This is a genomic window from Amycolatopsis japonica (assembly GCF_000732925.1).
Classification (GTDB): domain Bacteria; phylum Actinomycetota; class Actinomycetes; order Mycobacteriales; family Pseudonocardiaceae; genus Amycolatopsis; species Amycolatopsis japonica.
The window spans coordinates 6476490-6503190 of record NZ_CP008953.1 but is presented as its reverse complement, the minus strand read 5'-3'; the positions used below and the strand labels follow the sequence as shown (position 1 = coordinate 6503190).

The window sequence follows — 26701 nt, the reverse complement described above, 5'->3', positions numbered from 1 at the left end:
TAGATTAGGAACGATTGCGGAAAGGTTCGTTCCGCGATTGCGGACAAGGTGGGATTCATGGCGGAAACTTCGGCGAGACTGCTGCGGCTCCTGTCGTTGCTGCAGGCCAGGCGCACGTGGACGGGGCCGGAACTGGCCGGGCGGCTCGACGTCACGACCAGGACGATCCGGAACGACGTCGAGCGCCTTCGCGGGCTGGGCTATCCGGTCGACGCGACGCCCGGCGTCTCCGGCGGGTACAGCCTCGGCGCCGGCGCGGCCATGCCACCCCTGCTCCTCGACGACGAGGAAGCCGTCGCGGTGGCGATGGGCTTGCGCACGGCCGCGGGCGGGACGATCGCGGGCATCGAGGAGACGTCGGTGCGCGCGCTGGCGAAATTGGAGCAGGTGCTGCCGTCGCGGCTACGGCACCGTGTCGCGGCGTTGAATTCCGCGACCCTCGCGGTGCAGGGCGGCGGACCCACGGTCGACGCCGAGGTGCTCTCCGCCATCGCCGCGGCCTGCCGCGACCGCGAGACCCTGCGCTTCGATTACGTGGGACACAGCGGATCCGAGACCCGAAGGCAGGTCGAGCCGCACCGCGTCGTGCATATGAGCCGCCGGTGGTACCTCGTCGGCTGGGACGTCGACAAACAGGAATGGCGCACGTTCCGCGCGGACCGGGTGCGGCCGCGTACGCCGAACGGGCGCCGTTTCGAGGAACGCGAACCACCCGAAGGAGGCGTGGTCGCCTACCTCCAGCGTGGTGTCGGCGCGGCGTTGTGGCGGCACCACGCGACGATCCGGCTGCACGCCCCGGCCGCCGAAGCCGCGGCGAAGGTGCCGCCCGCCGTCGTCGTCGAAGCCGTCGACGAGCGGACCTGCCTGCTCAAAGCCGGTGCGGACACGCTGGAGTATCTGGCGCTCTACCTGGGCCTGCTCGACACCGACTTCGAGGTCGTCGACTCGCCGGAATTCGCAGGCCACCTGCGCAAACTGATCGGACGGTTCAGCCGCGCGGTGGGTGCTTGACGTCGAAGACCAGCTCCGGGCGCTCCCAGGTGATCTTCGGCGGGCTGGCGGGCAGGACACCGACGCGGCGGGCGCCCATCCGCTCGTAGAACCCGGCGGCGGGCGGATGGGAGACGACTCGGATCTCGGTCATGCCGAGCTCGGCCGCCTGCCCGAGCATGTGCTCGACCAGCCACGCGCCGATGCCCGTGCCCTGGGCCGAATCGGCGACGAACAGCAGGTCGAGCTCGGCCGGGTACTCGATCAGGCTGTAGAAACCGACCACGTCCCGCTGCGCGTGGGCGACGTACGCGGGATGGGTGGCGAGGTAGTCCTCGGTGACCTGGTAGCCGTCGAGGATCGAGGCGTATTCCCCTTGGTAGGCGGCCGATTCGTGCATCAGCGCCGTCAGCCTGCCTGCGTCGGAAGCGCTTGCCCTGGAGATGCGGTAGCTCGTCACGAGCGCAGCTTAGAACGTCACACCGACAATTCTTGACCTCCAGTTATCTGGAGGTATCACGCTGGGTTCCGACAGCTGGGGAACGAACTGGAGGAACGAGATGAAAGCGGCCGCGTTCACGGAAGCCGGTGGCCCGGAGGTGCTCCGGGTGCTGGAGCTGGAGGAGCCGCACGCCGGAGCGGGGGAGGTCCGGGTGCGGGTGAAGGCGGCGGGGGTGCAGCCGTACGACGCGGCCGTGCGGGCGGGCTGGGAACCCGCGGGGTTCGAGCTGCGTTGGCCGCGTGTCCCGGGGAACGAGTTCGCCGGGGTCGTCGACGAGGTCGGTTCCGGGGTTACCGGCCTCGTCGCGGGGGCCGAGGTGCTCGGGTTCACCGCGGTGCAGGCGTACGCCGAGTACATCGTGGTACCCGCGGAGAACGTCACGCCGAAGCCGGCGGAGATGCCGTGGGAGGTCGCGGGCGGGTTCACCGCGGGGACGCAGACCGCGTACCTGGCGCTGGATCTGCTGCGGATCGCCCGAGGGGAGACGCTGCTGATCCACGGGGCGGCGGGCTCGGTGGGCACGGCCGCCGTCCAGCTCGCCGTGCTGCGCGGCGCGAAGGTGATCGGGACGGCGAGTGAGGCGAACCAGGATTACGTCCGTTCGCTCGGCGCCGAACCGGTGGTCTATGGCGACGGCCTCGCCGACCGGGTGCGGGCGCTCGCTCCCGCCGGGATCGACGCGGCGCTGGACGGCGCGGGCGGGGAGGCCTTCGATCTGTCCCTGGAGCTGGTCGGGAATCCGGACCGCGTGCTGACGCTGGTCGAGCACGGCCGAGCTCCCGAAGCCGGGGCGCGAGTGGTCACCGGCACGCGGTCGGCCGAACGGCTGGGGATGCTGGCGTCGTTGTACGCCAAGGGGGAACTGCGCTTCCTCGTGCGGCGGACGTATCCGTTCACCGAGGCCGCGGCGGCGCATCGGGAGATCGAGACCGGACACGGACGCGGGAAGATCGTGCTGACCTTCCCTTAGAGGGCTCACTACCCTCGCAGTTTCCTCACCACTCCGCGCACCACCAAAGGCGTCACGATCGCCACGAAGAGCACCAACGCCGCCCAGCCGCCGAAGCCACCGAACCCACCCTCGTCGTAGGACGCAGGGGCGGCTTCCCTCCAGTTCTTCGAGCCGCCGCCCGCCGACTCTTCGTCGGGGTTCGCCGTCGCGGTCGCGGTCTTGTCGCCGACGGCCGGACCCGCGCCGGGACCGGCGGAGGCCTTGGGGCCCGAGGTGGCGGCCTTGGGTTTGCCGTCCGGGGCGATGATCCCGGCGGTCACCAGCGGATCGGGCGGGCTGGCCGCGCCGGCGCCGAGGCTGCCGTGGAAGGTCGGGTTGCCGCAGTTGCCCGCGTTCAGCTGTTTCGCCGGTTGCCCGGTGAGCCGCGCGTTGGAGTTCATGATCTCCTGCGACAGGTTCGGCGGCAGCGGCGAGTAACCGATCCGGGCCATGTTGATCTGGCCGTCGCAGGCGACGTGTTCGAGGAAAGCGGTGATCGTGTCGGTCTTGCCCAGGTCGCCGTAGCCGCCGCGGCAGGTGTCACGGCCGTTGGTGCACGGCATCATCACGTACGAGTACGCCGAGATCGGATACGACTTCGGATCGGTGTTCGAGTAGACCTTGTCCAGTTTCTGGCTCAGGTCCGGCCGCAGTTCCGCGTGCTTCAACGCGGCCGCGATGTTCTCCGCGTAGGGCTGCGTGTACTGGCCCGCGCCGTTCTGCACCCACGCCGACGGAACCTGGTACCGCTGGGCGTAGGCGAATTCGTCGTAGCTGATGGAGAACGGGATGGTCGCGTTGTCCATGGCCGTCGCGATCTGGTCGGAATCCGCGAGCAGCCGGTACCACTCGGCGTCCGGGCCCTGCCCGGGAAGCTGGATGGGGCGGACGCCCGCGGGCAGGTTCCCCATCCCGTTGCCGACGTTGCGGGAGACGAACCGGTTGTAGGCATCGGGTGCCGCGTGCGCGATGAAGTCGTAGAACAGCGCCGTCGTCCCCGATTGCCCGGTCCGGCCGACCAGGGTGATGGGCTGATCGGGCAAGGACTTCCCGCCGTTGGTCGCGGTGATGGCGGGATCGCTCCAGCGGGTGATGTCCCGGCTGAAGATCCGGCCGATCGCCTCCCGGCTGAGGTGCAGGTAGTCGACGCGTTTCCCGGCCTGGTCGTTGACGTTGTACATCAGCGCGATGGCGCCTGCGACGTCCGGGACGTATTGGTAGCCGCGGGTCTGCGCGGACAGTCCGCCGCCGCCCGCCGCGATGAGCGAGGACACTTCGGCTTCGGTCCCGGCGAAGTCGACCGTCCGGTCGCCGAACTGGTTGACCCCGGCGGGGGAGTTGTTGGCCGAGTAGTTGACCGGGATACCGCGTGACGTCGCGCCGTTCTGCCAGTCGTTCATCGCCGGGCCGACGTAGCTGGAGCCGGAGCCGGTGATCCTGGTGAGCGCCGCCGCGCCGGGGGCGGTCGCCACGGAGACCGAGAACAGCAACGCCATCACCGCGGCCAGCCTCATGATCATCCGAATCGCCCGTTCACGTAGTCGTAGGTCCGTTCGTCCGACGGCGCGTTGAAGATGGTGTCCGTCGGCCCGTGTTCGATCACCCGGCCGGGTTCGTTCTCGGCCGCGAGGAAGAACGCGCAGTGATCCGAAACCCGTTGGGCCTGTTGCATGTTGTGCGTGACGATGACGACCGTCACCTCGTGCCCGATCTCGGCGATGGTCTGCTCGATCCGGCGGGTCGACGTCGGGTCGAGCGCCGAGCAGGGCTCGTCCATCAGCAGCACGTTCGGCTGCACGGCCAGCGACCGCGCGATGCAGAGCCGCTGCTGCTGCCCGCCGGACAGCGCGCCGCCGGGGGAGCCGAGCCGGTCGCGGACCTCGCGCCACAGTCCGGCCCGCTCCAGGCTCTGCTCGACGAGCGCGTCCTTGTCGCCGCATTTGACACCGGCGAGCTTCAGCCCGGCCAGCACGTTGTCGCGAATGGACATCGCCGGGAACGGGTTCGGTTTCTGGAACACCATGCCGATCCGCAGCCGGACCTGCTGCGGACGTGTCCCGTCGGCGTAGATGTCCGTACCGTCCAACAGGACCTCGCCGGTCAGCGACGCCGACGGCACCAGTTCGTGCATCCGGTTCAGGATGCGCAGGAAGGTCGACTTGCCGCAGCCGGAGGGACCGATGAGCGCGGTCACCTCCTTGGCGGGCATCCGCAGCGAAACCCCTTCGAGCACCAGGCGGTCACCGAACCAGGCACCGATATCGCGGGACTCGAGTTCCGCCGCACCGGGCGGCGGCCCGCCGGTCAGTTCGACCAGCGGGCGCGCCGGACTGTCCACGTAGGACACTTCAGTGTCGGTCACCGGTTCTCCTGTGTCTTGACGGTGGTTCTCTTCGCCTTGCGCTTCGACCGGTCGCGGCCCACCACCCTGGCGATCGCGAACAGGCCGAAGATGAGCAGGATCAGCACGAGCGCGCCGACGTAGCCGCGCTGCTGGACGTTCTCCAGCGGCTGCTTGATGAAGCGGTAGATGAACAGCGGGATGCTCTCCTGCGGATCGGAGAACGGGTTCGCGTTCATGCCCAGCGCACCGAAGGAGGTGAACAGCAGCGGTGCGGTTTCCCCGGCCACGCGGGCGATGCCGAGGATCACGGCGGTGGTGACGCCGGTCCTGGCGGTCGGCAGCACCACCGACCACACCGTGCGGGCCCGGCTCGCGCCGAGCGCCAGCGACGCCTCGCGCAGGCCGTCCGGGACGAGCCGGAGCACGACGTCCACGGTCCGCGTGACGGTCGGCAGCATGACCATCGTCAAGGCGAGGGTGGCCATCATCCCGTTGTAGCTGAACAATCCCACGCCCGCCTGGATACCGGGGATGATCAGCGCCGCGTAGACGAACAGACCGGCCACAATGGACGGTAGGCCGCTCATCGCGTCGACCATGATCCGCACCGGACGGCGGAACCGCGACCGCGTCTCGTTCAGGAACACCGCGGTGAGCACGCCCAGCGGGACGACGAGGACCAGGGTGAGCGCGGTCTGTTCGAGAGTGCCGACGACGGCGTGCAATCCGCCGGTGTCGGTCACCGGATCGGTCGGCGCGACCGCGGACATGTCGTGGGTGAAGAAGCCCGGCCGTAGGTACGGCGCGCCCTCGACGACGATGTAGATCAACAGCGACAGCAGCGGCGCGAGCAGGACCAGCGCCCCGGTGACGACGATCGTGGACACGAGCCGGTCGGACGCGGCGAGCTTGCCCAGCCGGTCGCGGGTGACCAGGTACAGCATCGCCAGGTAGAGCAGGTACGCGATGATCAGGTCGGCCAGCCAGCCGGGGGAATCCAGCAGCAGATGCATGACGAACCAGGTGAGCAGCGTGGCCGACACCGCGCAGCCGAGCGCCGCGAGCCGGTCCTGCCTGGTCGTCTCCGACGGGCGGCGTTTGACGAGCTTGCGCGGCGGGGTGACCGGGGGAGTCATGGTCGTGGTCACGCGTCCACCCCCGCACCGGAACGGCTCTTGGAGATGATCACCGACGCGGTGAAGTTCGTCGCCAGGGTGAAGACGAACAGCACCAAGCCCGCGGCCATCAGTCCGGACAGCGCGAGCCCGGACGCGCCGGAGTTGTTGGCGATGAACCCGGAGATCGTCGCGCCGCCGAACTGGACGAGATGCTTCGTGATCTCCGGAACCTGCGGCAGCAGCAGGGAAACGGCGATCGTCTCGCCGAGCGCGCGACCGAGCCCGAGCATCGAACCGCCGATGACGCCGCCGCGGCCGAACGGCAGCACCACGGTTTTGACCATGCCCCAGCGCGTGCTGCCCAGCGCGAGCGCCGCCTCCTTCTCCCCGGGCGGTGTCTGCGCGAACACCTCCCGGATCACCGAGGTCGTGATCGGCAGGACCATCAGCGAGACCACCAGACCCGCGATGAACATGGACTGGATGTACAGCGCGTTCTCCTTGGCCGAGAACACCGGGATCCAGCCGAGGTTTTCGGTCAGCCACGACGAGACCGGCACGATCTGCGGTCCGAGGAAGGCGAACCCCCACAGGCCGTACAGCAGGCTCGGGATCGCGGCGAGCAGGTCGACCAGTCCGGTCAGGAAGCCGCGGATCCGCCCGCTGGAGTACTCCGTGATGAACAGTGCGGCCAGGATGCTCAGCGGGACCGCGATCAGGACCGCGATCAGCGCCACCACGATCGTCCCGTACAGCAGGCCGAGTACGCCGAGGACACCCGAAGCCGGATCGAACCGGATCGTGGTGAAGAAGCCGAAACCGCTGGAATCGAACGCCGGCCCGGACCGGTAGACGAGGAAGAAGCCGATGACCACGAGGATCGCCAGCATGGTCAGCCCGGCGCCGGTGGTGACGCGGCGGAACGCGCGGTCGGCCCGCGACAGGACTTCGGTGATCGCCCGCCGCACCGGGGCCCCGGGCGGGGACGGGTCGGGCCGGGGTGGCGCGATCGTCACGAGCGGCCTTCCTTCGTGTTGGCGGGTAAAGGAGTCGAGGGCACACCACGTCGCCCCCGATGCGGCCAGTATGTGGTGCCGGTGTCCGGGAAAGGTGTCCACACGGAGAACGCCCGACGGGACGTGTGTGAATCAGTGCGGGGGACCCGTTGACCCCCGCCGGGTGACTCGTGGACGTTGGGTCCCGTGAAATCTGGGGAGTCGTCCGTGTTCCTGTTCCGCGCGAGACGAGCCGGGATCGTGCTGCTCTGCGGGGTGCTCGCGGTCGCGGGGGTGTCCGTTCCCGCCGCACAGGCGCAGGCGCCCGCGAATCCGCCGTATCGGCTCAAGACCGAACCCGCCGATCTTTCGGCGGTCCAGAACGGCGATCCACTGCGGATCACGCTTTCGGGATTGCCCAAGGGGGCGAAGGCGAAGCTCGTCATCTGCCCGAAAGACGTGCCGGACAACCTCATGAAGAAGGTGTACGTCCCGCCGTGGCCCAAGGACAGCACCCTGCTCACCCGGGTGCAGTCCTACTGCCAGGACGAATTCGGCGACGAATTCACCGGCAAGGCCGCGGGTATGCAGTCGATGGAAAGGGTGCGGAGCAGCACGACCGGCGACATCGTCTTCGACACGACGATTCCGCGCGGCACCTTGCGACCGCACGCGGTGGCCTGGGACCCGCTTTACACCACTTATGAAAAGGCGGTGAATCCCGGCGACAAATTCCCCAAGGTGCCGTGGGCGGACAATCCCGTCGTCGTCGATCCGGCGACCGGTGCGAAGAGCAGAAGGCAGTATTCGTTCACCTGCGACGAGAACAATCCCTGCACCGCCACGATCCAGATCACCGCGCAGGACGCGACCGGCAAGACGGTGACCTGGGTCGACGAGTCGATCAAGTTCACCCCGTACCTGCCGGGGATCGGCGTCAAGGGCTGCAAGGGGATCGGGCGGAACACGCTCAACGCCAGCATGCCGGAGCGGCTCGGCCGGGCCGCGGTCGCGTGGAACCAGGCGCTGTGCGCACCCACCCAGGCCGATCAGCCCGCCAACATCGTGAGCGAGACCGAGGACACCGGGCTGACCGCGTTCGACAAGGGCACCTCCGATCTCATGATCACCGGCAGCGGGAACGCGCTGGCCGCCCAGACGGTGCGGTCCAGGGAATACGTCCCTGTCGGGGTCAACGCGGCGGTGATCGCCGCGGTCGGATGGTCGCCGACCGACGTCAACGACGAAGGGAACCCGCTCGGCTCGAAGCTCGCCACGACGATGTCGTTCACCACCACCGAGCTGGCGCACATGTTCACGAAGGGCGGGCAGAACCCCGACGCCGGCGGCCGGGGCGGCGTCTTCAAGAACGGTTCGCCGCTGGTCGAGCGCAATCCCGCGCTCTCGGCGATCAAGGACGGCCAGCCCGCCGGCGTGATCGCGGTGAACCGACGGGCCGGATACGGCGGAAGCCCGGACTTCTTCGGGGTGACCGGGGAATCGGGGGCGGGGACGGTCCCGTTCGCGCTGAGCAGGCTCCTCGCCACGACGGCGCCGGAGGCGTGGGTCTTCCCGGCGCTGGGCACCGACTATTTCGGCGAGCTGAGCGGGAAGTCGCCCGGGGTGATCTCCGATCTGAGCGTGCTCGACCCCGGCAAGTCGCGGGTGAACAACGTCGACGCGAAGACCGGGCAGCTGTCGGTGCGCAAGACCGTCGACAACGCGGTCGTCGGCCGTGGCGCGGACTGTGCGGGCGGCTGCCTGAACTGGGTGATCACCGATCTCGCGACGGCGACGGTCAACCGCTGGACGCCGGTGGCGCTCCCGGACGGCAAGGGGAACTTCGTCGCACCGACCGAGCAGAGCCTGCAGCTGGCGGCCGATTCGATGAAGGTCGGGCCCGACGGGACGGCCGAGACCGGCACCGTCACCAAGGACGGCGCCTACCCGCTCACCTTCGTCGAGTACATGGCCGTTCCGGTCAACCCGCTGATCGACGCGACCTGTAAGCCGATGCAGGAGAAGCAGGACCAGCTGAAGGCGTTCGCCGGTCTCGCGGCCGGATTCGGACAGGCGTTGCTTCCGCCCGGAATGGCCCGGTTGACCCCGGGATTGGCCGCGACCGCCGCGGAACGCGTCGGCAAGATCGGCACCGGTAGCGCCGAAAAGGCTTGTCAGGAAAAGGAAGAAGCGAAGAATCCGCCGCCACCGGGCGCGAACGGCGTCACGCAGGCGTCCAACGCCTCGCTCACCGGCCCGTCCGGCGGTCCGGGCTCGTCGGCCGGTACGCCCTCGGCCGCCACCGGACCCGCGCCGGCGGCCGCCCCGACACCCGAAAGTGTGGCGGCGGCGAAGAACCTCGCCGAATCGATCGACATCCCGAAATTCGCCGGTGCCGGCGCGCTCGGCGCCCTGATCCCGTTGGTGGCACTGGTGATCCTGGCGACCTTGCCGTCCGCGACGGCGTATCTCGCGGCAGGACGTCCGGTGCCGTCCTGGTTGACGAGGGCGTTGGCCGCTCTCCTGCGTCGCAGGCAGTCGGGCGGCGCGGCGTGAACACCGAAGTGGAGGAGAGGCAATTCCTGCGGTTCGGTCCTGGCTGGATCGGCGCGGTCGTGTTCGCGTGGCTGGTCACCACCCTGGTCGCGCTGGCACTGGTCGTCTACGCGCTGGGCCCGATGCTGCAGTCGAGTGATCAGCGGAAGGCGCTGACCGAGATCCGGGGCGAGATCGGCGTGGCGCTGGGTGCCAGCCAGAGCCTCTTCGGGGCCGCGCCGCCCGCGAAACCGGTCGAGTTCGGCAGGCCGGTGGCCGTCATGGAGATCCCCGCCCTCAAGGTGCAGCAGGTCGTCATCGAGGGCGCTTCGAGCGGGGAAACCGCGTCCGGACCAGGGCATGTGCCGGGAACGGCCGGGCTGGGGCAGCCGGGCAACGCGGTGATCGCCGCCCGGAACGCCGGGTTCGGCGGCCCGTTCGGCTCGCTCGGCGCGCTGGAGAAGGGCGACGAGATCGTCGTCGCGACCACGCAGGGCAAGTCCGTCTACCGGGTGACCGACAAGGCCACGCGTCCCCTCGACGAGGGCGCCGACTACGGCAAGACCGAAAACGACCGGCTGACCTTGGTGACGTCGGCGTCGTGGTGGCCACTGGCCTCGGCGGAGGCGACGGTGGTGACCGCCGTCCTGGAGGGCAGGCCGTTCCGGCCGAGCCCGCAGAACGGCCGGGCGGACGCGCAGGACGGCCGCACCGGCGACGGTGACGCGTGGGCCGGGCTGGTGCTGGCCTTCGGCGGATTCGTGGTCGCGGCGGCCGGGGCGACATTCCTTTATCGCCGTTGGCGTCCGGTTTCGACCTATGTCATCACCGGGCCGGTGCTGCTCACCCTCGCCGCGCTCGCGGCGCTGGCGTTGTGGCGGCTGTTCCCCGCCTGGGCGTAAACGGGATATCGGTCTTTTCGGACCGGAATCGTTCCCAGGATGTGGATCATCCCCCGATCCAGACTTTGGTGGGTGGACTCGTCACGGATCGCTCTTTAGATTCTCCCCATTACACCCGGTCAGGGTAATTCATTCGGGCGGCCGAAGGGATTCCTGTTGCGGGCTGTGTCGTGTGGGCAGTGCTTTTGAAAAGCCAGGGAGATTTCGATGAGCAGATTCAGCCGGGTGGTCACATGCTCGGTTCCGGTCGCGGTCGGCGCTTTGCTGCTGTCGACGGCGGTTTCCGGCGCCCAACCGTCGGAGGAGGCGCGCACGCAGGCCGGGATCACCGCACTGCAGAGCATCAAGAAGAGCCTCACCCCGGCTGAGCGCAAGCAGTCGAGCCAGCTCGTCGTCGAGAAGCGCCTGCGCGCCGACAAGGGCCTGGCCGGCAAGCTGCCCGAATACCGGACCGGGCTGGGCGTCAGCGACGCCGGCACGGTCGCGGTGGACATCAAGGGCGCCGGACAGTCCCTGGTGGACGCCGTCAAGGCGGCGGGCGGCACCGTCCGTTACGCCTCTCCCGCCGGCGCGATCCGCGCAGACCTCCCGCTGAACGCCGTCGACGCGATCGCCGGACGCGGGGACGTCGCCGAGGTCAAGGCCGCTTCCCAGGCCATGACCTGGAACGAATCCGCGCAGCAGGACCGGCGGCAGGCCGCGGTCAAGCAGACCGCCGCCGCGCTGCAGGTCGCCGAGGGCGACAAGGCGCACGGGAACGACACCGCCCGCACCAAGTACGGCGTCACCGGCGCGGGCCAGAAGGTCTGCGTGCTTTCCGACGGCATCAAATCCCTGAAGGCGTCCCAGACCGCGGGCGAGCTCCCCGCCGTCGACGTCCTCCCCGGTCAGGCGGGCAGCGGTGACGAGGGCACCGCGATGCTGGAGATCATCCACGACATGGCGCCCGGCGCCGCGCTCGGTTTCGCCACCGCGTTCACCAGCGAGCAGAGCTTCGCCGACAACATCCGTGCCCTGCGCACCACCGGCAAGTGCACGATCATCGTCGACGACGTGTCCTATTTCGACGAGTCGCCGTTCCAGGACGGCCCGGTCGCGCAGGCCGTCAACGACGTGACCGCGGCCGGCGTGCTCTACTTCTCCTCCGCGGGGAACTCGGGCAACCTGACCGACGGCACCAGCGGCTACTACGAGGGTGACTTCCGCGGCTCCAGCAGCAAGATCTCCGGGATCACCGGTACGCCGCACGACTTCGACCCGAGCACCACGACCCAGCTGTACAACGCGCTTTCGCCGAACTCGGTGGGCCGCTACGTCACCCTGTTCTGGTCCGACCCGTGGGGCAAGGCCACCAGCGACTACGACCTGTTCGTCCTGAACTCGTCCGGTTCGGTCGTCGCCTCCAGTGAGGGCTCGCAGAACGGCACCCAGAACCCGTACGAGATCGCCCAGGTCCCGGCCAGCGGCTCGGGCTTCAAGGTCGCCGTGGTCAAGTACAGCGGCTCCGACCGGTTCATCGCGCTCAACGTGATCCGCGGCCGCTTCGTCACCTCGGGTGCGCTGAAAGCCTTCAGCACCAACGGTGTCACCTCCGGCCACTCGGCCGCCGTCAACGCCTTCAGTGTCGCGGCCGCCCCGGCCGCCGGTGCCTTCGGCCGCGCGCTCGAGACCGGTGACCCGGCGAACCCGGCAGGCCCGTACCCGGGTCTGTTCACCTCCGCCAGCAAGTGGGAGCGGTTCACTTCGGACGGTCGCCGTCACCAGTTCTACAACCCGGACGGTTCGGTGATCACCCCCGGCAACGTGTCCTCGACCGGTGGCGCGACGCGCAACAAGCCGGACATCACCGCGGCCGACGGCGTCGCGACCTCGGTGACCGGCTTCCAGCCGTTCTTCGGGACCTCGGCCGCCGCGCCGAGCGCCGCCGCCATCGCCGCGCTGCTGAAGCAGGGCAAGCCTGCCGCGACCCCGGCGGAGATCCGGAACGCGCTCGTGTCGACCGCGATCGACCTCGGTGCCCCCGGTTTCGACCCGGTCACCGGCGCGGGCGTGATCATGACCGACCCGGCGCTCGCCGCGCTGGGCGTCGCCCCCAAGTAGCACTTCTCGCGTGAAGGCCCCCTTCCCTCGGCTGAGCTGAGGGAAGGGGGCCTTCACGCGCTAGGAGGGGGTCAGGACTTGACGCAGGACAGGCCGTTCGGGCCCGACACGGTCAGGAAGCCGTACTGCTGGATGGTGGCGGCGAGCTGGCCGCCGCACAGCGGGCTGGCGGTCGAGGCCGTGTCACCGTCGTCGAAGCCGACGGCGCGCTTGGCCTGGTCGTAGCTGGGGGTGCGGGAGTCGACAATGTTGTAGACGCTGCGCGAGCCCAGGAACGCGGTGGTGAACGCCGGGGTGTAACTGCCGGCGGAACCGGCGACGGGGGAGCTGTTGAAGCCGGCCCCGGTCAGCGGGTTGACGGTGAAGCCCGCCCGCTTGTCGGCGACGACCGTGTTGCCCTGCGCGATCCACTGCGCGATCGAGAACGGCGCGATGGCGGTGGCGCGGTCGGCGGCCGGGATGGAGTTGCCGTCGTGCTCCTGGAAGCGCTTGATGGTGACCGGCTTGGTGGTCGGGTCGAAGCCGAGGACGGTGCCGGTGAAGAAGCTCAGCGTGCCGGAACCGGTCTGCGGCAGGTAGACCTTGATGGGGGAGTTGGCGCCGCCGACCTGGTTCCAGTTGGTGATGGAGCCGTCGTAGATGCCGCGCAGCTGCGCCAGGGTGAGGGTCAGGCCGGCACCCGAACCGGTGGCCGACGAGGCCCAGGTGACACCGTCGGTGGCGAAGGCGAAGTACTCGAAGGTGCCGGGGTCGGACGAGCCGCGGGCCGAGGACGACCGCGCGATGTCGATCTTGCCGTCGCCCGCTTCGGCGGAGGCCTTCAGCGCGGCCTTGCCCTGCGACGAACCGTTCGGGGCCGGGTTGCCGGCGCTGTAGACGACCTCGTCGGCGAACGGGTCGGCCGGGACGGTGAAGGTCTGGGTGCCGGACAGCAGCGGCGGCACGTTGACGAAGTTGTCGGGGTCGCTGTTCCAGGCGCCACCGTTCGCGTTGGCGAGGATCGCGCCGGTGATGTCGACCGTGGTGTCGGAGCCCGCCGCGGCGATGACCTCGGAAAGGCCGTTGGCGGGGGCGACCGCCGAGGCGGTGCCGGTCAGGGTGAGGCAGGCACACGCGGCGATCGCGGTGGCGCCGAGAAACCGAGTGGTACGAGCACGCATCTTGTTTGCACTCTTTCTCTAGTCCCCAAGTAGTCGCGGGATTCCGTGACTTGACGCAATCCTCGCTCCGCAACACTGTCCGGCTGCGGTGCTTCGCGTTCCCGCCCGACGTCATGGTGGTTAATCTCCGGGGAACGCACTTTCCGTGATCGGCCGTCACGGAGAACGATTCGGTGAATGCCCGCCGGAATCGCGACGGTATTTCCGGCGCCAATCGGCGATCATCTCGATTCCTTCGCCGATGGACGCTTCGGTGGTGGCCGAGCGGAACCGGTCGAGGCCGCGCTGCGCCTCGATACGTCTTCCGTAGGCGTGGCTGGCGATCGCGACGAGCCGGTCGCCGGTGTGCAGGCGCCAGCGCCAGCGACCGCCGCTGAGATGACTGAAATCGCTGGTCAGTTCGGAAATATGCGTGCTGAGCCAAGCGATCGCGACAAGGCATTCCTCGGCTCGCGGATAGTCTTCGGGCGCCGATCCGAGCGACACGTTGTTGCCGCCGAGCAGCCGCCATCGAAGGGTCTGCTCGCCGGTCTGGACGAGTTGAAAGCGTGGATTCTTCGCTACTGAATTCCCCCTGGTCACATCCCGTGAATCGCCGCCATGTGGTGAAGGGGTTACCGGATCCGCTTAAGGCGCGACGGCCGACGGGTGAACGTTTTCCCCCGGCGGCGGCGCGCTAGCCTGAACGGACGCGGGTAATCGGAAAAAAATCACCGAGCCGGTCCGCTCCGGCACGGTCTGCGAGGAGGATCGATGGGCAACGGCAGGATCGCGGTCGTCACCGGGGCGGGTTCCGGGCTCGGCAGGGAGATCTCCCGCGCGTTGCTCGGCGCCGGTTACCGGGTCGCCCTCGCCGGCCGCCGCGCGGACGCGCTGGCCGAGACCGCCGACGGCGCGGCGGACGCGCTTCCCGTGCCCACCGACGTCGGCGATCCCGATTCCGTCGCGGCGCTGTTCGAGACGGTCCGCGCCCGCTGGGGGCGGCTGGACCTCCTGGTGAACAACGCGGGCGTGTCCGTGGGCGGGACGGTCGACGAACTGTCCTTCGCGGACTGGAAACGCGCCGTCGACACCAATCTGACCGGGATGTTCCTGTGCGCGCAACAGGCCGTGCGGCTGATGAAGGCGCAGGACCCGCGCGGTGGCCGGATCATCAACAACGGCTCCATCTCCGCGCACGCCCCGCGCCCCGCGTCCGTCGCCTACACCGCGACGAAACACGCGGTCACCGGGCTGACGAAGTCGATCTCCCTCGACGGCCGCGCCTGGAATGTCGCATGTGGACAGATCGACATCGGCAACGCGGCCACCGAGATGACCCTGCGGATGGCCGACGGGATCCCGCAGGCCGACGGCAGCGTGAAGGCCGAGCCGACCTTCGACGCCCGGCACGTCGCGGACGCCGTGCTGTACATGGCCGGGCTGCCGCTGGACGCGAACGTCGGATTTCTGACCGTCACGGCGACCGCGATGCCGTACATCGGGCGCGGCTAGCGCCTCACGGGATCACCTTCGTCTTGCGGAACTCGTCGAACAGCCGGAAGAACATCTCCGGTGTCTCGGCGTACTCGTGGAAACCGGCACGCCGCGCCTTCGAGCCGTCCGCGAACATGTCGTAGTCCCAGCCGAACACGAAGTCCGCGAACGCCCACGACGACGAAACGGCGCTGTACGGCACTTCGAGGCCGTACTTCGCGGCGATCGACGTCCAGAGTTCTTCCTTGTCCGCCATGACGACGTCCAGCGACATCGGCAGCGGCGGCGCCACCTCCAGGTCGAAGTAGCGCGCGATCCGCGGCCAGAGGTCGTTCCACCGGAACAGATCCCCGTTCGCGATGTTGTACGCCTCGTTCTCCGAACCGGTGGCCCAGACGGTGGCCTTCGCCAGCAGTCCGGCGTCGGTCATCTCCAGGAGGCTGTCGTACGCGCCGGGTTTGCCCGGGAACCGCAGCGGCAGGCCGAGTTCCTTCGAGATCGACGCGTAGACCGCGATGGCCAGCGCCAGGTTCATCGGGTTGCCCAGCGCGGTCCCGCCGACCACCGACGGCCGGATCGCCGACCACGTCCAAGACTTCCCGGCCTGGCGCCGCTCCAAGAACTGCTGCTGGTCGACGTTGAACTCGGGCGGCATATGCCCGGCGTCGTCCTCCCGCGCCGGGGTCTTGAAGGGGCCGAGGTGGGCGCCGTAGACCTTGTAGCCCTGCATGAGGCTGATGTGCCGCAGGCCGGTCGCGACGGGTTCGATCGCGTCGACGAGGTTGGTCAGCATCGCCAGGTTCGGCGGCACCAGTTCGGCCCAGGTCGGCTTGTCGACATAGGCCGCGTAGAACACGTGCGTGACGTCGTCCAGGCCGCCGAGCTTCGCGCGGGTGTCGGCCGCGTCGAGCAGATCGACCGCGATCTGGCCGGGGCCACCACGCCGCGACAGGCCGATGACGCGCCAGCCGGGCAGCGTCTCCAGGTGGGCGATCAGGTTCTTGCCGATGACCCCGTTGGCCCCGGCGACCAGGGCGACCTTGCGTTCTTCGTTCATGTCTCCGAGCCTGGACCAGGCTGCACGATAAGTCCAAGGCATAGATCTCACCGCTCCAATAAACTCTCTTCATGACCAGCTTGCGGCAGCTCGAATACCTGGTGACCGTCGTCGACACCGGCTCCTTCACCAAGGCCGCCGAGTTGCTGCACGTGACGCAGCCCGCGCTGTCGCATCAGGTGCGCGCGCTGGAGAAAGGTGTCGGCGGCCCGCTGCTCGAACGGCTGCCGCGCAGCGTCCGGCTCACCCCGATGGGCCGCGCCATGTTGCCGCACGCCCGCGCCACCCTCGCCGACGCCGAACGCGCGCGGTGCGCGGCCCGGCAGGCGTCGGGGCTGGAAGCCGGGGAACTGCAGATCGCCACGGTCTACTCGGTCGGCCTCGGGGTCCTCCCCGCGGCGTTGCGGGTATGGCGCCGCGAGCGGCCCGACGTCGACGTCCGGCTGGTGGAGTTCCGGCACGCGGACGAACTCCGGGAGGCGATGGTGGCGGGGGAGGCCGACGTCGCGGTCGGCCCGGTCCCGCCGGACTGGGACGGGCCGGTGCGCGAACTCGGGGTCGAGGAGTTCGTCGTCGTCCTGCCGATCGACGGGCCGCGCGAAGACGACGGCACCGGCGTCGTCGACCTGGCGACCCTCGCCGACTGCGCGTGGGTGCACTACGCGCCGGGCAACGGCTTGGCCGACCTCGTCGACCAGGCCTGCGCCGCGGCGGGATTCCAGCCGAGGGCCGCGGTCCGCACCGAACAGAGCGCGGCCGCCCCGTTGCTCGCGGCCGCGGGTCTCGGCCCCGCGCTGGTCCCGGCCAACGTGCTGCCCGAAGGTTTCCACGGCCGCGTCCTGCGGCCCGAGCCGGCGATCCGCCGCACGCTCGCCGCCTATTGCCGCAGCACTCCCGACCCGCTGACCTCGGCCTTCATCGACGTCGTCGCGGGGGAATGCACGCTCGGGTCACCGCACGGAAACCCCTGAGAGGTCAACGCCGCCGAACGCCGTCGCCTTGACGTCGCCGACGCGGTCCGCCCAGACGGCGTGCCCGTGCCCCGACCACAGCGGGACGACCGGGAGATCCCGCAGCAGCTGGTTCTCCACCAGCCGGTAGACCTCGCCGCTGTCGGCGGAGTCGGTCTCCTCGGCCGATTTCAGCAGGTCGGCGAATCCGTCGCTCTGGTAACCGGTCGCCTTCACGATCTCGGCCAGCACTTCCTGTGGGCTCGGCGTCGTCAGGGCAACGTCGATCGCGAACGGTCCCTGTCCCGGTTCCGGGGCGAGCGGGACACCGACGGCCTTGCCGACCTGCTCCGCGAGCGGACGCAGCCAGCTCGCCTGCGACTGTCCGAAGTGGACCGGCGTGGCCGGGAACTCCGCTTGGGTCAGCAGGGATTTCCCCGCTCCGGCGTCGAACGTGCAGGGACGGCACGTGCTGCTGCGCTCGCCTGGGGCGACGGCGGGCGGCAGCAGCGACTTCGCCGGATCCACCTGCTTGCCGAGCGCGCCGGCCTCCAGCGCCGCGCGGTCGATGCCGAGCGCGAAGCCGTGCCGGACGGTCGCGTCGGAGAAATGCGGCGCGTTCAAGGGAAACCCGAGGTAGGCGGCGGTGGGCAGGGCCCACATCACGTGCCGCTGCGCGAAATCCGCGTGCATGGCCTCGTGACGATCGCCGGGGACGAAGGTGGAGAGGTCGAGTTTCCCGGCCTTGACCTCGTCGTACTGTGCCGCCGCGTCGCCGGTCTTCAGCTCGACCGTCCGCGCCTTGCCCGGCGCGTCGGCGACCCGGACCAGTTTGCCGCCCGACGACTGCCACGCGCCGTCCAACCGGAACGGCCCGTTGCCGACCGGCCGTTGCGCGAAGCCCGCCCAATCGCGCGAAGCCAGCGCGGAAGCGGGCAGCGGGACCAGCGCGGGCGAGGAGAGCAGCGCCGGGACCTGCCCGGACGGCCGGTCGAGTACGACGCGGATGGTGAGCGGGTCGGGTGCGGTGATCTCCTTGGCCCGCAGGAGATCCTTGACCACCCGGGACGCCTGCCACCGCTCCGCGCCGATCGCCTTCCAGGTGTCCACATAGGACTGCGCGGTCACCGGGGTGCCGTCGTGGAACTTCCCGCCGTCCTTGAGCTTGACCGTCCACGTGACCCGGTCGGGGCTGGAGAACGATTCGGCCGCCCGCGGCACCGTCTTCCCCGTCGCCGGGTCGTAGTCCGCCAGCGGCGTCCACAGCGCGCCGGTGACCATCCGTCCGGACTGGTCGCGGACGTCCGCGGGCAGCAGGGTCGCCGGGGCGGCCAGGCCCACGCGAAGAACGTCCGGTGCGGGCGGTTCGCCGGATTCGGTGCAGCCCGCCGCGACCAGGGCGGCGGCGAGGAGCGGGGCCAGAAGACGCAAGCGCATGAGGATGTCTTAGCAGTCCCGCACCGAGCAGTCCCACGACCAATGGCGGTTGTGCGGGCAAAGTGGCGATCATAGGGTGCGGGGACCAGCCTGGGAGGTTTCTGTGCGAGGAAACTGGTTGCTCCGTTCGTGTTTGGCGCTCACCACGGTCACCGCGACCTTGATCGCCACCGGATTGCCCGCCGCGGCCTGCGGTGAAGAGGACAAACCGGCCAGTGAGAAGGTCCGGGTCGCCGGTGCGCCCGGCGCGGTGAAGAACGTCAAGGCCGTCGGCAACGTGCCCGACGCGCAAGGCGCCATCGCCATGGGGTTCCTGCAGTACGGCAACCGTGACGTCATGGCGGTTTCCGGCGAGTTCGGCCTGAAGGTCTACGACCTGACGAAGAACCCCACCGCCCCGAAGCTGATCGGCGAGGTCAGCCTCCCCGGCCTGTGGGAGACCGAAGACACCGAGGTCGACGTCAAGCGCAAGCTCGTCTTCCTCGCGCGGGACCCGCGGGCCTACGGCGGCACCACGCAGACCGGCGAGTCCGGCATCTACATCATCGACCTGAAGAACCCGGACAAACCGGCCATCCTGAGCTACACCAAGGTGCCCGCCGGCCACACGACCAGCTGCGTCGACGACTGCCGGTACCTCTGGACCGGCGGTCCCGCGAAGGCCGCGAACCAGCCGGCGGACTGGGGCGGCCGCCCGATCTGGGTGACCGACATCCGCGATCCGCGCAACCCCAAGACGTTCCCGAACCCGATCGAACTCGCGCGCAACGACGGCAAGACCGACTACGTGCACGACGTCCAGGTCGACGACGAGGGCGTGGCGTGGGTGTCCGGGCGCGGCGGCGTCCGCGGTTACTGGACCAACGGCCACCACCGCGATCCCGTGCAGGGCAAGGTCCGTCGCGCGACGGCGTTCGACCCGGTGCCGTACGCGGGCGGCGGGATCGAGGAGACGGCGGCGCCGTCGAAGTTCATGCACAACAGCTTCCACCCGGCGGGACACCGCTCGGCCGACGGCGCCGACTCGAACCGCTGGCGCGGCCGCGACCTGATCTACGCCACCGAAGAGAGCTTCCTCGACGGCTGCGCCGGTGACGGCGTGCTGACGATCTCGTCGCTGCAGAACTCCTACAACGGCGAAGGCTGGCGCTCGACGCCGGAGAAGCCGTTCCGCCTCAAGTCCGTCGGCACCTGGAGCGTCGCCGGGCAGGAAGGCAGCGACCCGGCCACGGGCGACTGCTCCGCGCACTACTTCGACGTCCGCGGCAAGGTCCTCGTGCAGTCGTTCTACACGCAGGGCACGCGTTTCCTCGACGTCAGCGACCCGACCGACCCGAAGCAGATCGCCTACTTCCGCCCGGCCGACGCCAGCGCGTGGGCGCCGTACTGGCACAAGGGTTACGTCTATGTCGCCGACAACACTCGCGGAATCGACATCCTGAAGCTCACCGCCTGAGTCAAGATGTCCCCATGCGCACCATGGGGAAGACGCTGGGAGTCATGGCCGCGATCGTCCTGATCGCGGCCTGTGACCCGGCCCCGCCGAAGGAAGTGGCCGTCCACACCGATCCGGCGCCGGTCGCCGAGACGTTCCCGGAGGTCGGCGAGATCGTCCAGGCGTCCTGGGTCGAGGAGCGGATGGGCGCCTCCGAAGGGCGGGTCGCGGCGCCGGGACCGTCCGACTTCCGGCTGTCCGCGGTGGTGAAGTTGCGTCCCGAGGCCGTCGCGAAGGTGCTGGACGGTTACAAATGCCAGGCGGGTTCCCCGGCGGTGCCGGAGCCCTTGAAGGGGCTCTTCCCGTCCGGGGTGAAGTGGCTTTCCTGTGAGCTGCCCATGAACGGCAAGGCGCGGACGGCGTTCGTCGCCGACGGGTCCGAACAGGCCTTCCTCTCTTCGACAACCATGTAACGGTTCTGTGGCGGAACTGTCGCGGGACCATCACGGCAGCGGGATGATCCGTTTCTAGCTTGGCGTCATGACCACCTTGCTCGAGCGGGCCCCGGTCCCCGTCGCCGGGAAGACTTCGCGACGAAGCGTCACCGCACTGTTCGCGATCGCCGTCCTCCTCGCCGGCTACACCGGGTTCCGCTTGCCGGGGGAGTGGGCGGCGACCCTGCAGGCCGTGTCCCTGACGGACGGATTCCACCGCCGTTTCCTCGTCGGCACGCTCCTGAAGCCGTTCGGGCACGACTACGCGGTCTTCGCGGTCGCGAGTTTCGCCGTCCTCGGCGCGGTACTGGCGGTCTTGACGCTCGCCTTCTTCCGCAGCCGCACCGAAAGCCGGCGGTGGTTGATCGTCGCCTGGCTCCTGTTGCCGACCGGCGGCTACCTGTTCCACGAGGTCGGCTACCTCGACCAGGTGCTGTATCTGCTGCTGTCCGGCGCGCTGTGGGCGGTGCACCGGAACAGACCCGTGCTCGCCAGTGCGGTGATGGCGCTTTCGGTGACCGTGCACGAGATCGCGTTGCTCACCGTGCTGCCGATCTTCGGTTTCGCCCTGCTGCGAAAGGTTCCGTTCCGGCGCGCGTGCGCGTTGCTCACTCCGGCGGCGGTACTCGGCCTGGGGATCCTCGCCCTGCCGCCCGCCGCTCCCGGCACCATCGACGGTCTCCGGCGCTCACTGTCCACAGCGGACTTCGCCTACCGCGCCGACGCGCTGGACCTGTTCGGGCGCACCCAGTCCGAAAGCTGGCGGCTGTACTCGATCACCGGAGTCCTGCTCTACCTGCTGCCGATCGCGGCCGTGGTGCTCGGCGGTTTCCTGTACCTGCACCGGCCCACGCTCGCGGCCGTGGTGCCCGCCGCCGCGATCGGGGCGCCGGTGCTGCTCGCGTTCGGCGGCTGGGACGATGCCCGGTGGGGGTTCCTGCTGATGACCAACTTCTTCGTGGTCGTGTGGCTCTGGCTCGGCCATCGTGAGCTGAAACTGCCGCAGATCGGTGTACTGACCGCGCTCCTGCTGGTGCTCACCCATGTCCCGTTGCCGTATTTCGACGACTACACGCCACGCGGGCTCACGCTGGTGACTCCCGTGGAAGACGCACGGTGAAAACGGCGCCGCGAGGTCGACCAGTTCGGGCCGCAGGTCCGCGGAACCCGCGTCGAACCGCGAGATCTCCAGCAGATCCTCGACGAGCCGCGCCAGGCGCCAGGTCCGCGTCCCGAGCAACTCGGCCGCGCGGGTCTTGACCTCGGGGCCGGCGTCGAGGGTCTCGACCGTGGCGACCATCGACGCGAGCGGTGTCCGTCGCGGAGCCGTGCGGTCTCGTCACAAAACCCGGTCATCTGCTTCACTGTCGTATCCGCGAGCTAGGGGGAGCGATGTCGGTCGAGGTGGGGAAACGCGTGTCCGGCTACTTCGGGTTCTCCGAGGTGGCGGTGCTCGTGGCGGGTGCGGTTTCCGGCGCCGTCGGTGCCTACGCCTACTACAGCGAGTCGCTACGGCCGCTGGCGCACAGCTTCACTCTATGGATCGTGCTGATCGTCGCGGTCGTCCCCGGGATCCCCCGCCGGCGGGCGGTGATCCGGGCGGTGTGCGCGCTGATCGCGGCGGTCTTCGCGTTCTACCTCGGCAAGGCGTGGGTCTACGGCGTCAAATACGAGGGCACGTACCGAATCGACCCTTCGACGCTCGTGCTGTGGTGCGGTCTGGCCGTGGCCGCAGGACTCGTCGCCGGGCTTCTGCTCGACGCCGTGGGGCGGGCCGACCGCCGCGGCACCCTGGCCACCGCGGCGGTCGTGGGTCTGCTGATCGGTGATCTCGTCCGGCGATCCGACCGATCCGGTGTCGGAACGCTGGCGGTCGCCACGGCGATCGCGATCGCGTTCGTGGCCTGGCGGGGGATTCGTTCACCGCGTCAGGCCGCCGAGGTCGCCGTCGTCGCCCTGCCGTTGGGACTTCTCGGTCTCGTGATCGTGTCGGCGCCGGACTTCTTCGAGGGCTTGTTCGCGAGCTTCTAGTTCTTGAGCTTGGCGTTCCAAGCCGTCAGCGTCAGCTTGCCCGTGGTCCCGAGGTCGGTGTCGACCGTGATCCGCTGCTCCGGATCGCCCTTCGCGGCCGCGACCGTCACGTAGGCGCCGGCCTCCGGTGAACCCACGGTGACCGTGTTCGACCACGAGACGACCGAGAGCAGCGTCCCGCCGGGCTGGACCGTCTGCGGGCTGACGCCGGGATCGATCGCCATATACGACGTGCCGTGCTCCACGGCGACGTTCATCGGCCGCTTTTCCTTGTCCAGCAAGCGGATTTCGGGATAGCCGGTGAGCGTGCGCGGGGTCGTGCCGCAGTTGGTGAGGGTCAGCACGACCGCGCGATGCCCCAGCGCGGCCTCGACCGGCCCGGACTTCACCGTCACGCCGGTGTCGAGACAGCCTGCCGGGACCACCGGGCCCGGGTCCGGCGTGTGGACGGTGGGCGGGACCGGCGGCGGTGGCGGCGGAGGCTCGCCGCACCCCGCCACCGCCAACGCCGTCCCCGCCACTGTCACGATCGCTTTCCCCAGCACGGCTGAACCGTACTAGGCCAGCAACTCCTGCAGTTCACGCACCGCGTCGGCCAGTTCCGTCGCGAACAGCTCCATGTCGTGCGCCACGTGCTTCGGCGTGCACAGGTACAGATTCAACGACTCCGGCAGCAGCACGTACGCGATGCCGATGCACTGCGGGCTGGTCGACCCGAAACCGAAGTACTGGATGTTCACCGACGGCGCCGAGCTGGTGCTCAGGTAGTCGTTGCGCATCTTCAGCCAGCCGGGCGACGAGTACAGCGACGGGGAGTCCTCGACGCCACGCCGCTTCTGGATCAGCTGCAGCTCCCATAGGTGCTGCTCCGGCGCGTCGCCCGCCTGGCACTCCTTCGCCCGCGTGACGTGCTTCGCGGCCGCCGCGCGGAAAGCCGCCTGACGGGTCTGGCGGTCGGCTTGCGGGTCGTCCATCACCTGGACGAACCACAGCACCTCGGGCGTCACCACGCGCATCGCTTCGGTGCGCCCGTTCTGGTACTGCCGCGTCGCGATCGACTCGTACGTCGCGCCCGTGATCCCCTTCGCCCGCTTGTGCGCGAGCTGGTACGCCATCTGCGCGAAGGCGTCCGGGGACATCCCGAGCTCCTTCGCCCGGTTCGCGCCGAAGTCGGTGAAGGACACCGTCTTCGTAGCGGTCGCGTCGGCGTATTCGGCGAAGGACGCGGCTGCGGCGCGGGCGTCTTCGCGCAGCGCGTCACCCAGGACGAACTCGATGACCTCGGACGACGGCACACCGTCGGCGGGCGGCCGCTCCAGCCGCGTACCGCTGAGCAGCGCGTCGGTGAACCCGAGGATCGTGGTCCCGTCCAGTTCACAGTGCTCGACGTTCAGCCCCGCCGTGCCGTCCTCGAACACGATCAGCGACACGGCCTTGTCGAACCAGCGGTTCCCGCTGTCGCCGTGCAGCAGGGCGTCGCACGCCTCCTGCGTGCCCGACGGCGTGAAGTCCTCCAGGCACAGGCAGAACAACGCCGTCTCGATGTCGTCGAGCGCGGCCGCGTTCCCCGCCGCCAGCAACGCTTCCCGCGTCGCCGCCCATTCGGCCCTGGCCTTGGTGGTGAAATGCCCGGCGGCGGTCCGCGGGTCCTCGACCAAGGTCCCCGACTTGACGATGGCCTGCAGTCCCGCGACCAGCTGTTCGGGGGAATACGGCCGGCCGTCCGGCGCGATGACGTCCATCCGGAACGGGGTGTCGCGGTGGAAGACCACGATGTGCCGCGCCCTCGACGGCCCCGGCCAGTCCTCGCGGTACGGCGTGCGCGCGGTGTCCTGCGCGGCGCCGGGGATGCGGGTCGCCGAGAACAGGAACTTGTGCTGCACCATCGACTGGGGCCGCCCGCGCAGCAGGATCGGCGGGATCAGTTCCTCGTCGAGCTTCAGCTTGTAGTCCACCGCCGAAGCCGTCAGTTCGGCCGCGCGCTCCAGCTGTTCCAGCGGGGATTCGGTGAACAGGAAGAAGAAGTTCGCGTTGAGGGCGATCCGGTCGCGACGGCCGAGGTAGCGATACGGCCAGAAGGTGTCGAGCCAGCTTCGGACGTCTTCGCGCTTGTCGTAGGCCTCGAGCGCGCTCTGCAGCTCGTGCGCTGGGCTTCCTTCGGCGAGGAACTCGGTGACGGCGCCTTCGGTCTCGGCGAGTTCGCCGGGGGTGAGCAGCGGCGAGCACCACTCGAGGAACCGGCGGCAGGTGTCCTCCAGGCTGGGGACGGGGACCCGCGGCAGGCTGTCCTCGTTGCCGAACGTGCGGGGGGACGGTTCCGGACTGCTCACGATCATCCTCGATCTCGAAGGGGAAGGGCGTTCAGCGCGGAGGCGAGCCCGCCCGCCGCGCCGTGGGGACGGGAGACGAACAGCCGTGCGTACAGCCGGCCACCGGCCTCCAGCCCACGCGGGTCGACGCCCGCGACGGACAGATTGTCCAGGATCTGCGTCTGTTCCTCATCCGAAGCGAATTTCCGCTGCCGGAAGACGCCCTCGACCCCGGTCGTCTCGTAGTCCAGTTCGCCGAGGCTGTCGGCGACCGGGCCGTAGGAGAACATCCGGAGGACGAAATGCGCCATCCACGGCCGGTTTTCCCGCGCGATCCGCACGAGGGTCTTCTCGGTGACGTAGCCGACGCAGCCGGTCGAGATGACGATGTCGACCTCGGACAGCAACGCGCGCTGTTCCTCAGTCGGGTCTTCGTTCTCCAGATCGGCATGGATCGCTTCGTCGATGAAGCCGGCAGCGAGCGCGTAGTCCAGAGCGGGCGCGGAGGCGTCGAGGCCGATGAAGCGGACGTCATCGCCGACTGCGTCCATCCGGCGGTCACGCGCGATCAGTTCGTCCCGGCTCAGCGCGCCGGCGGACGCGTAGTGGTCGTACAGCCGTTCCATCGTGGTGTCGCATCTGTACAGCGCCGCGTTGACACCGTAGGAACAGCCCAGGTCGAGCACCGTCGGGACCTTGACGTCGGCCTCCGCGCGGTACTCGTCGATCAATTTCGCGAAGTAGGCCTTCGCCTGCTGCGGGATGTCGTAGTCCAGACGGCGCAACGTGCCGAAGAAGGCGCGTGGATCGGGCGCGGTGTAGATGTCGTCGAAATTGATCTTGCCGGTCGAATCCAAAGGCACGGCCAAGCTCCTGACTTAGTCGAGCAGCTGATCGCCCCGGACCGCCGCCGAAGCGACGTGTTCCGGCAGGACCCGGCCGAACAGTTGCCTCGTCCGTTCCGGACTGCCGATGACCCCAGGGCGCTCGCTGTACGCGAAGATCGCGGAATGGCGGGCGACTGCCCCTTGAACACTACTCACCCGGTGCAGCGCGAAGCGTCCGCGAAACAGCTGAAGATCGCCAGGACGCAGAGTGAGCCGCCTGATCAGGTGCTCACCTTCGCCCGCCAGGACGGCACGGACGTCGTCGAAGTTCTCCGCCGTTTCGGAGCGGATGTTCGGGCAGTACTCGAAGACACCGCCGTCGGCCGCTTCCTGCGTGAGCATGCTGACCGTGTACTCGTTGGTGTCGAAATGCCACGGATGCGCGCGGCCCGGTTCGATCACGTTGAGCACCAGGCCGGACAGCGGATCGGCGAGTTCGTGCAGCTCGGGGAGTTCGAAGCAGTCGGCCACGAACCGCTGGAACTCGCGGCTCGAGTACAGCTGCTGGATCACCGCGGTCGCCGGGATCCGGTCCCGCGCCACGAAAGCGTTGCCGCGTTCCATGATCGTGCGGCCGGGATGGTCCTCCGGCAGCGGAGTGTCGATGGCGATGTTGTAGGCGTTGACGCGTTCGACCTTCGCGTACGCCTCCGGAGCGATCTTCGCGCCTTCGTGGCGAAGGACGTCTCGCAACTCCGGACGGATGAAGTCGGCCAGCACGCTGCAGCCCGTTTCCCGCAGTTCGGCGCGGGTGCGGGAAACGATTTTGCGCCATGCCGGGCTTCCCGGTTCGGACAACGGATAGCGGGCGGTATCGGCCACTTGGACTGCGCTCGCGGTCATCGACGTCCTCTCGGCTGCCCGGAAGTGATTCTCGGGTTTAGCACAGAAAACGCCCGCGACCCCCGGGCCTTGTGAGCGGTGCCACACGCAACGTGACGGCCCCCTTCCTCGCGTTTGTACGCGAGTCAGGGGGCCGTCAGGGGAT

General features: G+C 69.2%; 24 protein-coding genes and 1 pseudogene. 12 read left to right on the top strand and 13 right to left on the bottom strand.

The window, feature by feature from the left end; genetic code table 11:
* Positions 1 to 57: 57 nt before the first annotated feature.
* Entirely contained in the window at positions 58 to 1011 is a 954-nt protein-coding gene (locus AJAP_RS30095) for a helix-turn-helix transcriptional regulator (protein WP_038517578.1), read from the top strand.
* Here AJAP_RS30095 and AJAP_RS30090 read toward each other — a convergent pair.
* Entirely contained in the window at positions 989 to 1450 is a 462-nt protein-coding gene (locus tag AJAP_RS30090) for a GNAT family N-acetyltransferase (RefSeq protein ID WP_038517575.1), read from the bottom strand. The two genes, AJAP_RS30095 and AJAP_RS30090, sit on opposite strands and share 23 nt — an antisense overlap.
* A 100-nt stretch (positions 1451 to 1550) precedes the next feature.
* On the opposite strand from AJAP_RS30090, the gene AJAP_RS30085 reads away from it, so the two are divergent.
* Positions 1551 to 2462: an NADP-dependent oxidoreductase gene (locus AJAP_RS30085; protein ID WP_038517573.1), complete on the top strand. Its 912-nt coding sequence runs from the start codon at positions 1551 to 1553 to the stop codon at positions 2460 to 2462.
* Positions 2463 to 2470: 8 nt separating this feature from the next.
* On the opposite strand, the gene AJAP_RS30080 is transcribed toward AJAP_RS30085, so the two are convergent.
* Genes AJAP_RS30080 through pstC form a run of 4 tightly spaced genes read right to left on the bottom strand, consistent with a single transcriptional unit; the run spans position 2471 to position 6961 of the window.
* The gene (locus AJAP_RS30080; RefSeq protein ID WP_038517570.1) at positions 2471 to 4003 is read right to left on the bottom strand and encodes a substrate-binding domain-containing protein; all 1533 of its coding nucleotides are present in this window, start codon (positions 4001 to 4003) and stop codon (positions 2471 to 2473) included.
* Entirely contained in the window at positions 4000 to 4800 is an 801-nt protein-coding gene (locus AJAP_RS30075) for a phosphate ABC transporter ATP-binding protein (protein ID WP_407639411.1), read from the bottom strand. The genes AJAP_RS30080 and AJAP_RS30075 overlap by 4 nt, the downstream gene beginning before the upstream one ends.
* 41 nt (positions 4801 to 4841) lie before the next feature.
* Positions 4842 to 5975: a phosphate ABC transporter permease PstA gene (pstA, locus tag AJAP_RS30070; protein WP_174492054.1), complete on the bottom strand. Its 1134-nt coding sequence runs from the start codon at positions 5973 to 5975 to the stop codon at positions 4842 to 4844.
* Positions 5972 to 6961 carry a phosphate ABC transporter permease subunit PstC gene (pstC, locus tag AJAP_RS30065; protein ID WP_038517566.1) on the bottom strand — a complete coding sequence of 330 codons (990 nt, stop codon included), beginning with the start codon at positions 6959 to 6961 and terminating at the stop codon, positions 5972 to 5974. Before pstC ends, pstA begins: the two co-directional genes overlap by 4 nt.
* 207 nt (positions 6962 to 7168) lie before the next feature.
* Here pstC and AJAP_RS30060 point away from each other — a divergent pair, with 207 nt between their 5' ends.
* The 3 genes from AJAP_RS30060 (at position 7169) to AJAP_RS30050 (ending at position 12477) form a co-directional block, all read left to right on the top strand.
* A complete protein-coding gene (locus AJAP_RS30060) occupies positions 7169 to 9496 on the top strand; it encodes a hypothetical protein (RefSeq protein ID WP_038517562.1) in 2328 nt (775 codons plus the stop codon).
* Positions 9493 to 10377 carry a sortase gene (locus AJAP_RS30055; protein ID WP_038517559.1) on the top strand — a complete coding sequence of 295 codons (885 nt, stop codon included), beginning with the start codon at positions 9493 to 9495 and terminating at the stop codon, positions 10375 to 10377. Before AJAP_RS30060 ends, AJAP_RS30055 begins: the two co-directional genes overlap by 4 nt.
* A 207-nt stretch (positions 10378 to 10584) precedes the next feature.
* Complete coding sequence (locus AJAP_RS30050; RefSeq protein WP_038517556.1) at positions 10585 to 12477, top strand: S8 family serine peptidase; 1893 nt, start codon at positions 10585 to 10587, stop codon at positions 12475 to 12477.
* Positions 12478 to 12548: 71 nt separating this feature from the next.
* Here AJAP_RS30050 and AJAP_RS30045 read toward each other — a convergent pair whose 3' ends face one another.
* On the bottom strand, positions 12549 to 13637 hold the full coding sequence (locus AJAP_RS30045; protein ID WP_038517554.1) for a substrate-binding domain-containing protein: 1089 nt from the start codon (positions 13635 to 13637) through the stop codon (positions 12549 to 12551).
* A gap of 177 nt (positions 13638 to 13814) precedes the next feature.
* Here AJAP_RS30045 and AJAP_RS44555 point away from each other — a divergent pair, with 177 nt between their 5' ends.
* Together AJAP_RS44555 and AJAP_RS30035 are read left to right on the top strand one after the other, a co-directional pair.
* Complete coding sequence (locus AJAP_RS44555) at positions 13815 to 14204, top strand: hypothetical protein (RefSeq protein WP_174492053.1); 390 nt, start codon at positions 13815 to 13817, stop codon at positions 14202 to 14204.
* Between the two features lie 186 nt (positions 14205 to 14390).
* Positions 14391 to 15131, top strand: a complete 741-nt coding sequence (locus tag AJAP_RS30035; protein WP_038517549.1) for an SDR family oxidoreductase — start codon at positions 14391 to 14393, stop codon at positions 15129 to 15131.
* A gap of 4 nt (positions 15132 to 15135) precedes the next feature.
* On the opposite strand, the gene AJAP_RS30030 is transcribed toward AJAP_RS30035, so the two are convergent.
* Positions 15136 to 16170, bottom strand: a complete 1035-nt coding sequence (locus AJAP_RS30030; protein ID WP_038517546.1) for an SDR family oxidoreductase — start codon at positions 16168 to 16170, stop codon at positions 15136 to 15138.
* Positions 16171 to 16241: 71 nt separating this feature from the next.
* On the opposite strand from AJAP_RS30030, the gene AJAP_RS30025 reads away from it, so the two are divergent.
* Entirely contained in the window at positions 16242 to 17141 is a 900-nt protein-coding gene (locus tag AJAP_RS30025; RefSeq protein ID WP_038517543.1) for a LysR family transcriptional regulator, read from the top strand.
* Here the strand turns inward: AJAP_RS30025 and AJAP_RS30020 are convergent.
* On the bottom strand, positions 17121 to 18557 hold the full coding sequence (locus AJAP_RS30020) for a peptide ABC transporter substrate-binding protein (RefSeq protein WP_167551724.1): 1437 nt from the start codon (positions 18555 to 18557) through the stop codon (positions 17121 to 17123). The genes AJAP_RS30025 and AJAP_RS30020 overlap by 21 nt on opposite strands.
* A 118-nt stretch (positions 18558 to 18675) precedes the next feature.
* On the opposite strand from AJAP_RS30020, the gene AJAP_RS30015 reads away from it, so the two are divergent.
* From AJAP_RS30015 to AJAP_RS44900, 3 genes are all read left to right on the top strand, one after another.
* The gene (locus AJAP_RS30015) at positions 18676 to 20013 is read left to right on the top strand and encodes an LVIVD repeat-containing protein (RefSeq protein WP_038517541.1); all 1338 of its coding nucleotides are present in this window, start codon (positions 18676 to 18678) and stop codon (positions 20011 to 20013) included.
* A 14-nt stretch (positions 20014 to 20027) separates the two neighbouring features.
* The gene (locus AJAP_RS30010) at positions 20028 to 20465 is read left to right on the top strand and encodes a hypothetical protein (protein WP_038517538.1); all 438 of its coding nucleotides are present in this window, start codon (positions 20028 to 20030) and stop codon (positions 20463 to 20465) included.
* A 67-nt stretch (positions 20466 to 20532) separates the two neighbouring features.
* Positions 20533 to 21606 carry a hypothetical protein gene (locus tag AJAP_RS44900; protein ID WP_038517537.1) on the top strand — a complete coding sequence of 358 codons (1074 nt, stop codon included), beginning with the start codon at positions 20533 to 20535 and terminating at the stop codon, positions 21604 to 21606.
* Between the two features lie 9 nt (positions 21607 to 21615).
* Here the strand turns inward: AJAP_RS44900 and AJAP_RS44895 are convergent.
* A pseudogene (locus tag AJAP_RS44895) lies at positions 21616 to 21804 on the bottom strand (histidine kinase dimerization/phospho-acceptor domain-containing protein); the annotation flags it as partial.
* A 74-nt stretch (positions 21805 to 21878) separates the two neighbouring features.
* Here AJAP_RS44895 and AJAP_RS30000 point away from each other — a divergent pair.
* The gene (locus tag AJAP_RS30000) at positions 21879 to 22517 is read left to right on the top strand and encodes a DUF6518 family protein (RefSeq protein ID WP_038517533.1); all 639 of its coding nucleotides are present in this window, start codon (positions 21879 to 21881) and stop codon (positions 22515 to 22517) included.
* Here AJAP_RS30000 and AJAP_RS29995 read toward each other — a convergent pair.
* From AJAP_RS29995 to AJAP_RS29980, 4 genes are read right to left on the bottom strand one after another with little or no spacing between them, the layout of a single operon-like run.
* Complete coding sequence (locus AJAP_RS29995) at positions 22514 to 23062, bottom strand: DUF4232 domain-containing protein (protein WP_051972640.1); 549 nt, start codon at positions 23060 to 23062, stop codon at positions 22514 to 22516. The two genes, AJAP_RS30000 and AJAP_RS29995, sit on opposite strands and share 4 nt — an antisense overlap.
* 12 nt (positions 23063 to 23074) lie before the next feature.
* Positions 23075 to 24853 (bottom strand): choline/carnitine O-acyltransferase, encoded by a 1779-nt coding sequence (locus tag AJAP_RS29990; RefSeq protein ID WP_038517530.1) that lies wholly within the window; start codon positions 24851 to 24853, stop codon positions 23075 to 23077.
* Positions 24850 to 25683, bottom strand: coding sequence for a class I SAM-dependent methyltransferase (locus AJAP_RS29985; RefSeq protein ID WP_083650044.1), 834 nt, complete (start codon positions 25681 to 25683; stop codon positions 24850 to 24852). Before AJAP_RS29985 ends, AJAP_RS29990 begins: the two co-directional genes overlap by 4 nt.
* 21 nt (positions 25684 to 25704) lie before the next feature.
* Positions 25705 to 26556 (bottom strand): HalD/BesD family halogenase, encoded by an 852-nt coding sequence (locus AJAP_RS29980; protein WP_038517524.1) that lies wholly within the window; start codon positions 26554 to 26556, stop codon positions 25705 to 25707.
* Positions 26557 to 26701: the final 145 nt, after the last annotated feature.

Coding starts and splice junctions, on each gene's coding strand:
- AJAP_RS30095 (WP_038517578.1), top strand. CDS start 58: ATGGCGGAAACTTCGGCGAGACTGCTGCGGCTCCTGTCGTTGCTGCAG.
- AJAP_RS30085 (WP_038517573.1), top strand. CDS start 1,551: ATGAAAGCGGCCGCGTTCACGGAAGCCGGTGGCCCGGAGGTGCTCCGG.
- AJAP_RS30080 (WP_038517570.1), bottom strand. CDS start 4,003: ATGATCATGAGGCTGGCCGCGGTGATGGCGTTGCTGTTCTCGGTCTCC.
- AJAP_RS30050 (WP_038517556.1), top strand. CDS start 10,585: ATGAGCAGATTCAGCCGGGTGGTCACATGCTCGGTTCCGGTCGCGGTC.
- AJAP_RS30045 (WP_038517554.1), bottom strand. CDS start 13,637: ATGCGTGCTCGTACCACTCGGTTTCTCGGCGCCACCGCGATCGCCGCG.
- AJAP_RS44555 (WP_174492053.1), top strand. CDS start 13,815: ATGCCCGCCGGAATCGCGACGGTATTTCCGGCGCCAATCGGCGATCAT.
- AJAP_RS30035 (WP_038517549.1), top strand. CDS start 14,391: ATGGGCAACGGCAGGATCGCGGTCGTCACCGGGGCGGGTTCCGGGCTC.
- AJAP_RS30030 (WP_038517546.1), bottom strand. CDS start 16,170: ATGAACGAAGAACGCAAGGTCGCCCTGGTCGCCGGGGCCAACGGGGTC.
- AJAP_RS30025 (WP_038517543.1), top strand. CDS start 16,242: ATGACCAGCTTGCGGCAGCTCGAATACCTGGTGACCGTCGTCGACACC.
- AJAP_RS30020 (WP_167551724.1), bottom strand. CDS start 18,557: ATGCGCTTGCGTCTTCTGGCCCCGCTCCTCGCCGCCGCCCTGGTCGCG.
- AJAP_RS30010 (WP_038517538.1), top strand. CDS start 20,028: ATGCGCACCATGGGGAAGACGCTGGGAGTCATGGCCGCGATCGTCCTG.
- AJAP_RS44900 (WP_038517537.1), top strand. CDS start 20,533: ATGACCACCTTGCTCGAGCGGGCCCCGGTCCCCGTCGCCGGGAAGACT.
- AJAP_RS30000 (WP_038517533.1), top strand. CDS start 21,879: ATGTCGGTCGAGGTGGGGAAACGCGTGTCCGGCTACTTCGGGTTCTCC.
- AJAP_RS29990 (WP_038517530.1), bottom strand. CDS start 24,853: ATGATCGTGAGCAGTCCGGAACCGTCCCCCCGCACGTTCGGCAACGAG.
- AJAP_RS29980 (WP_038517524.1), bottom strand. CDS start 26,556: ATGACCGCGAGCGCAGTCCAAGTGGCCGATACCGCCCGCTATCCGTTG.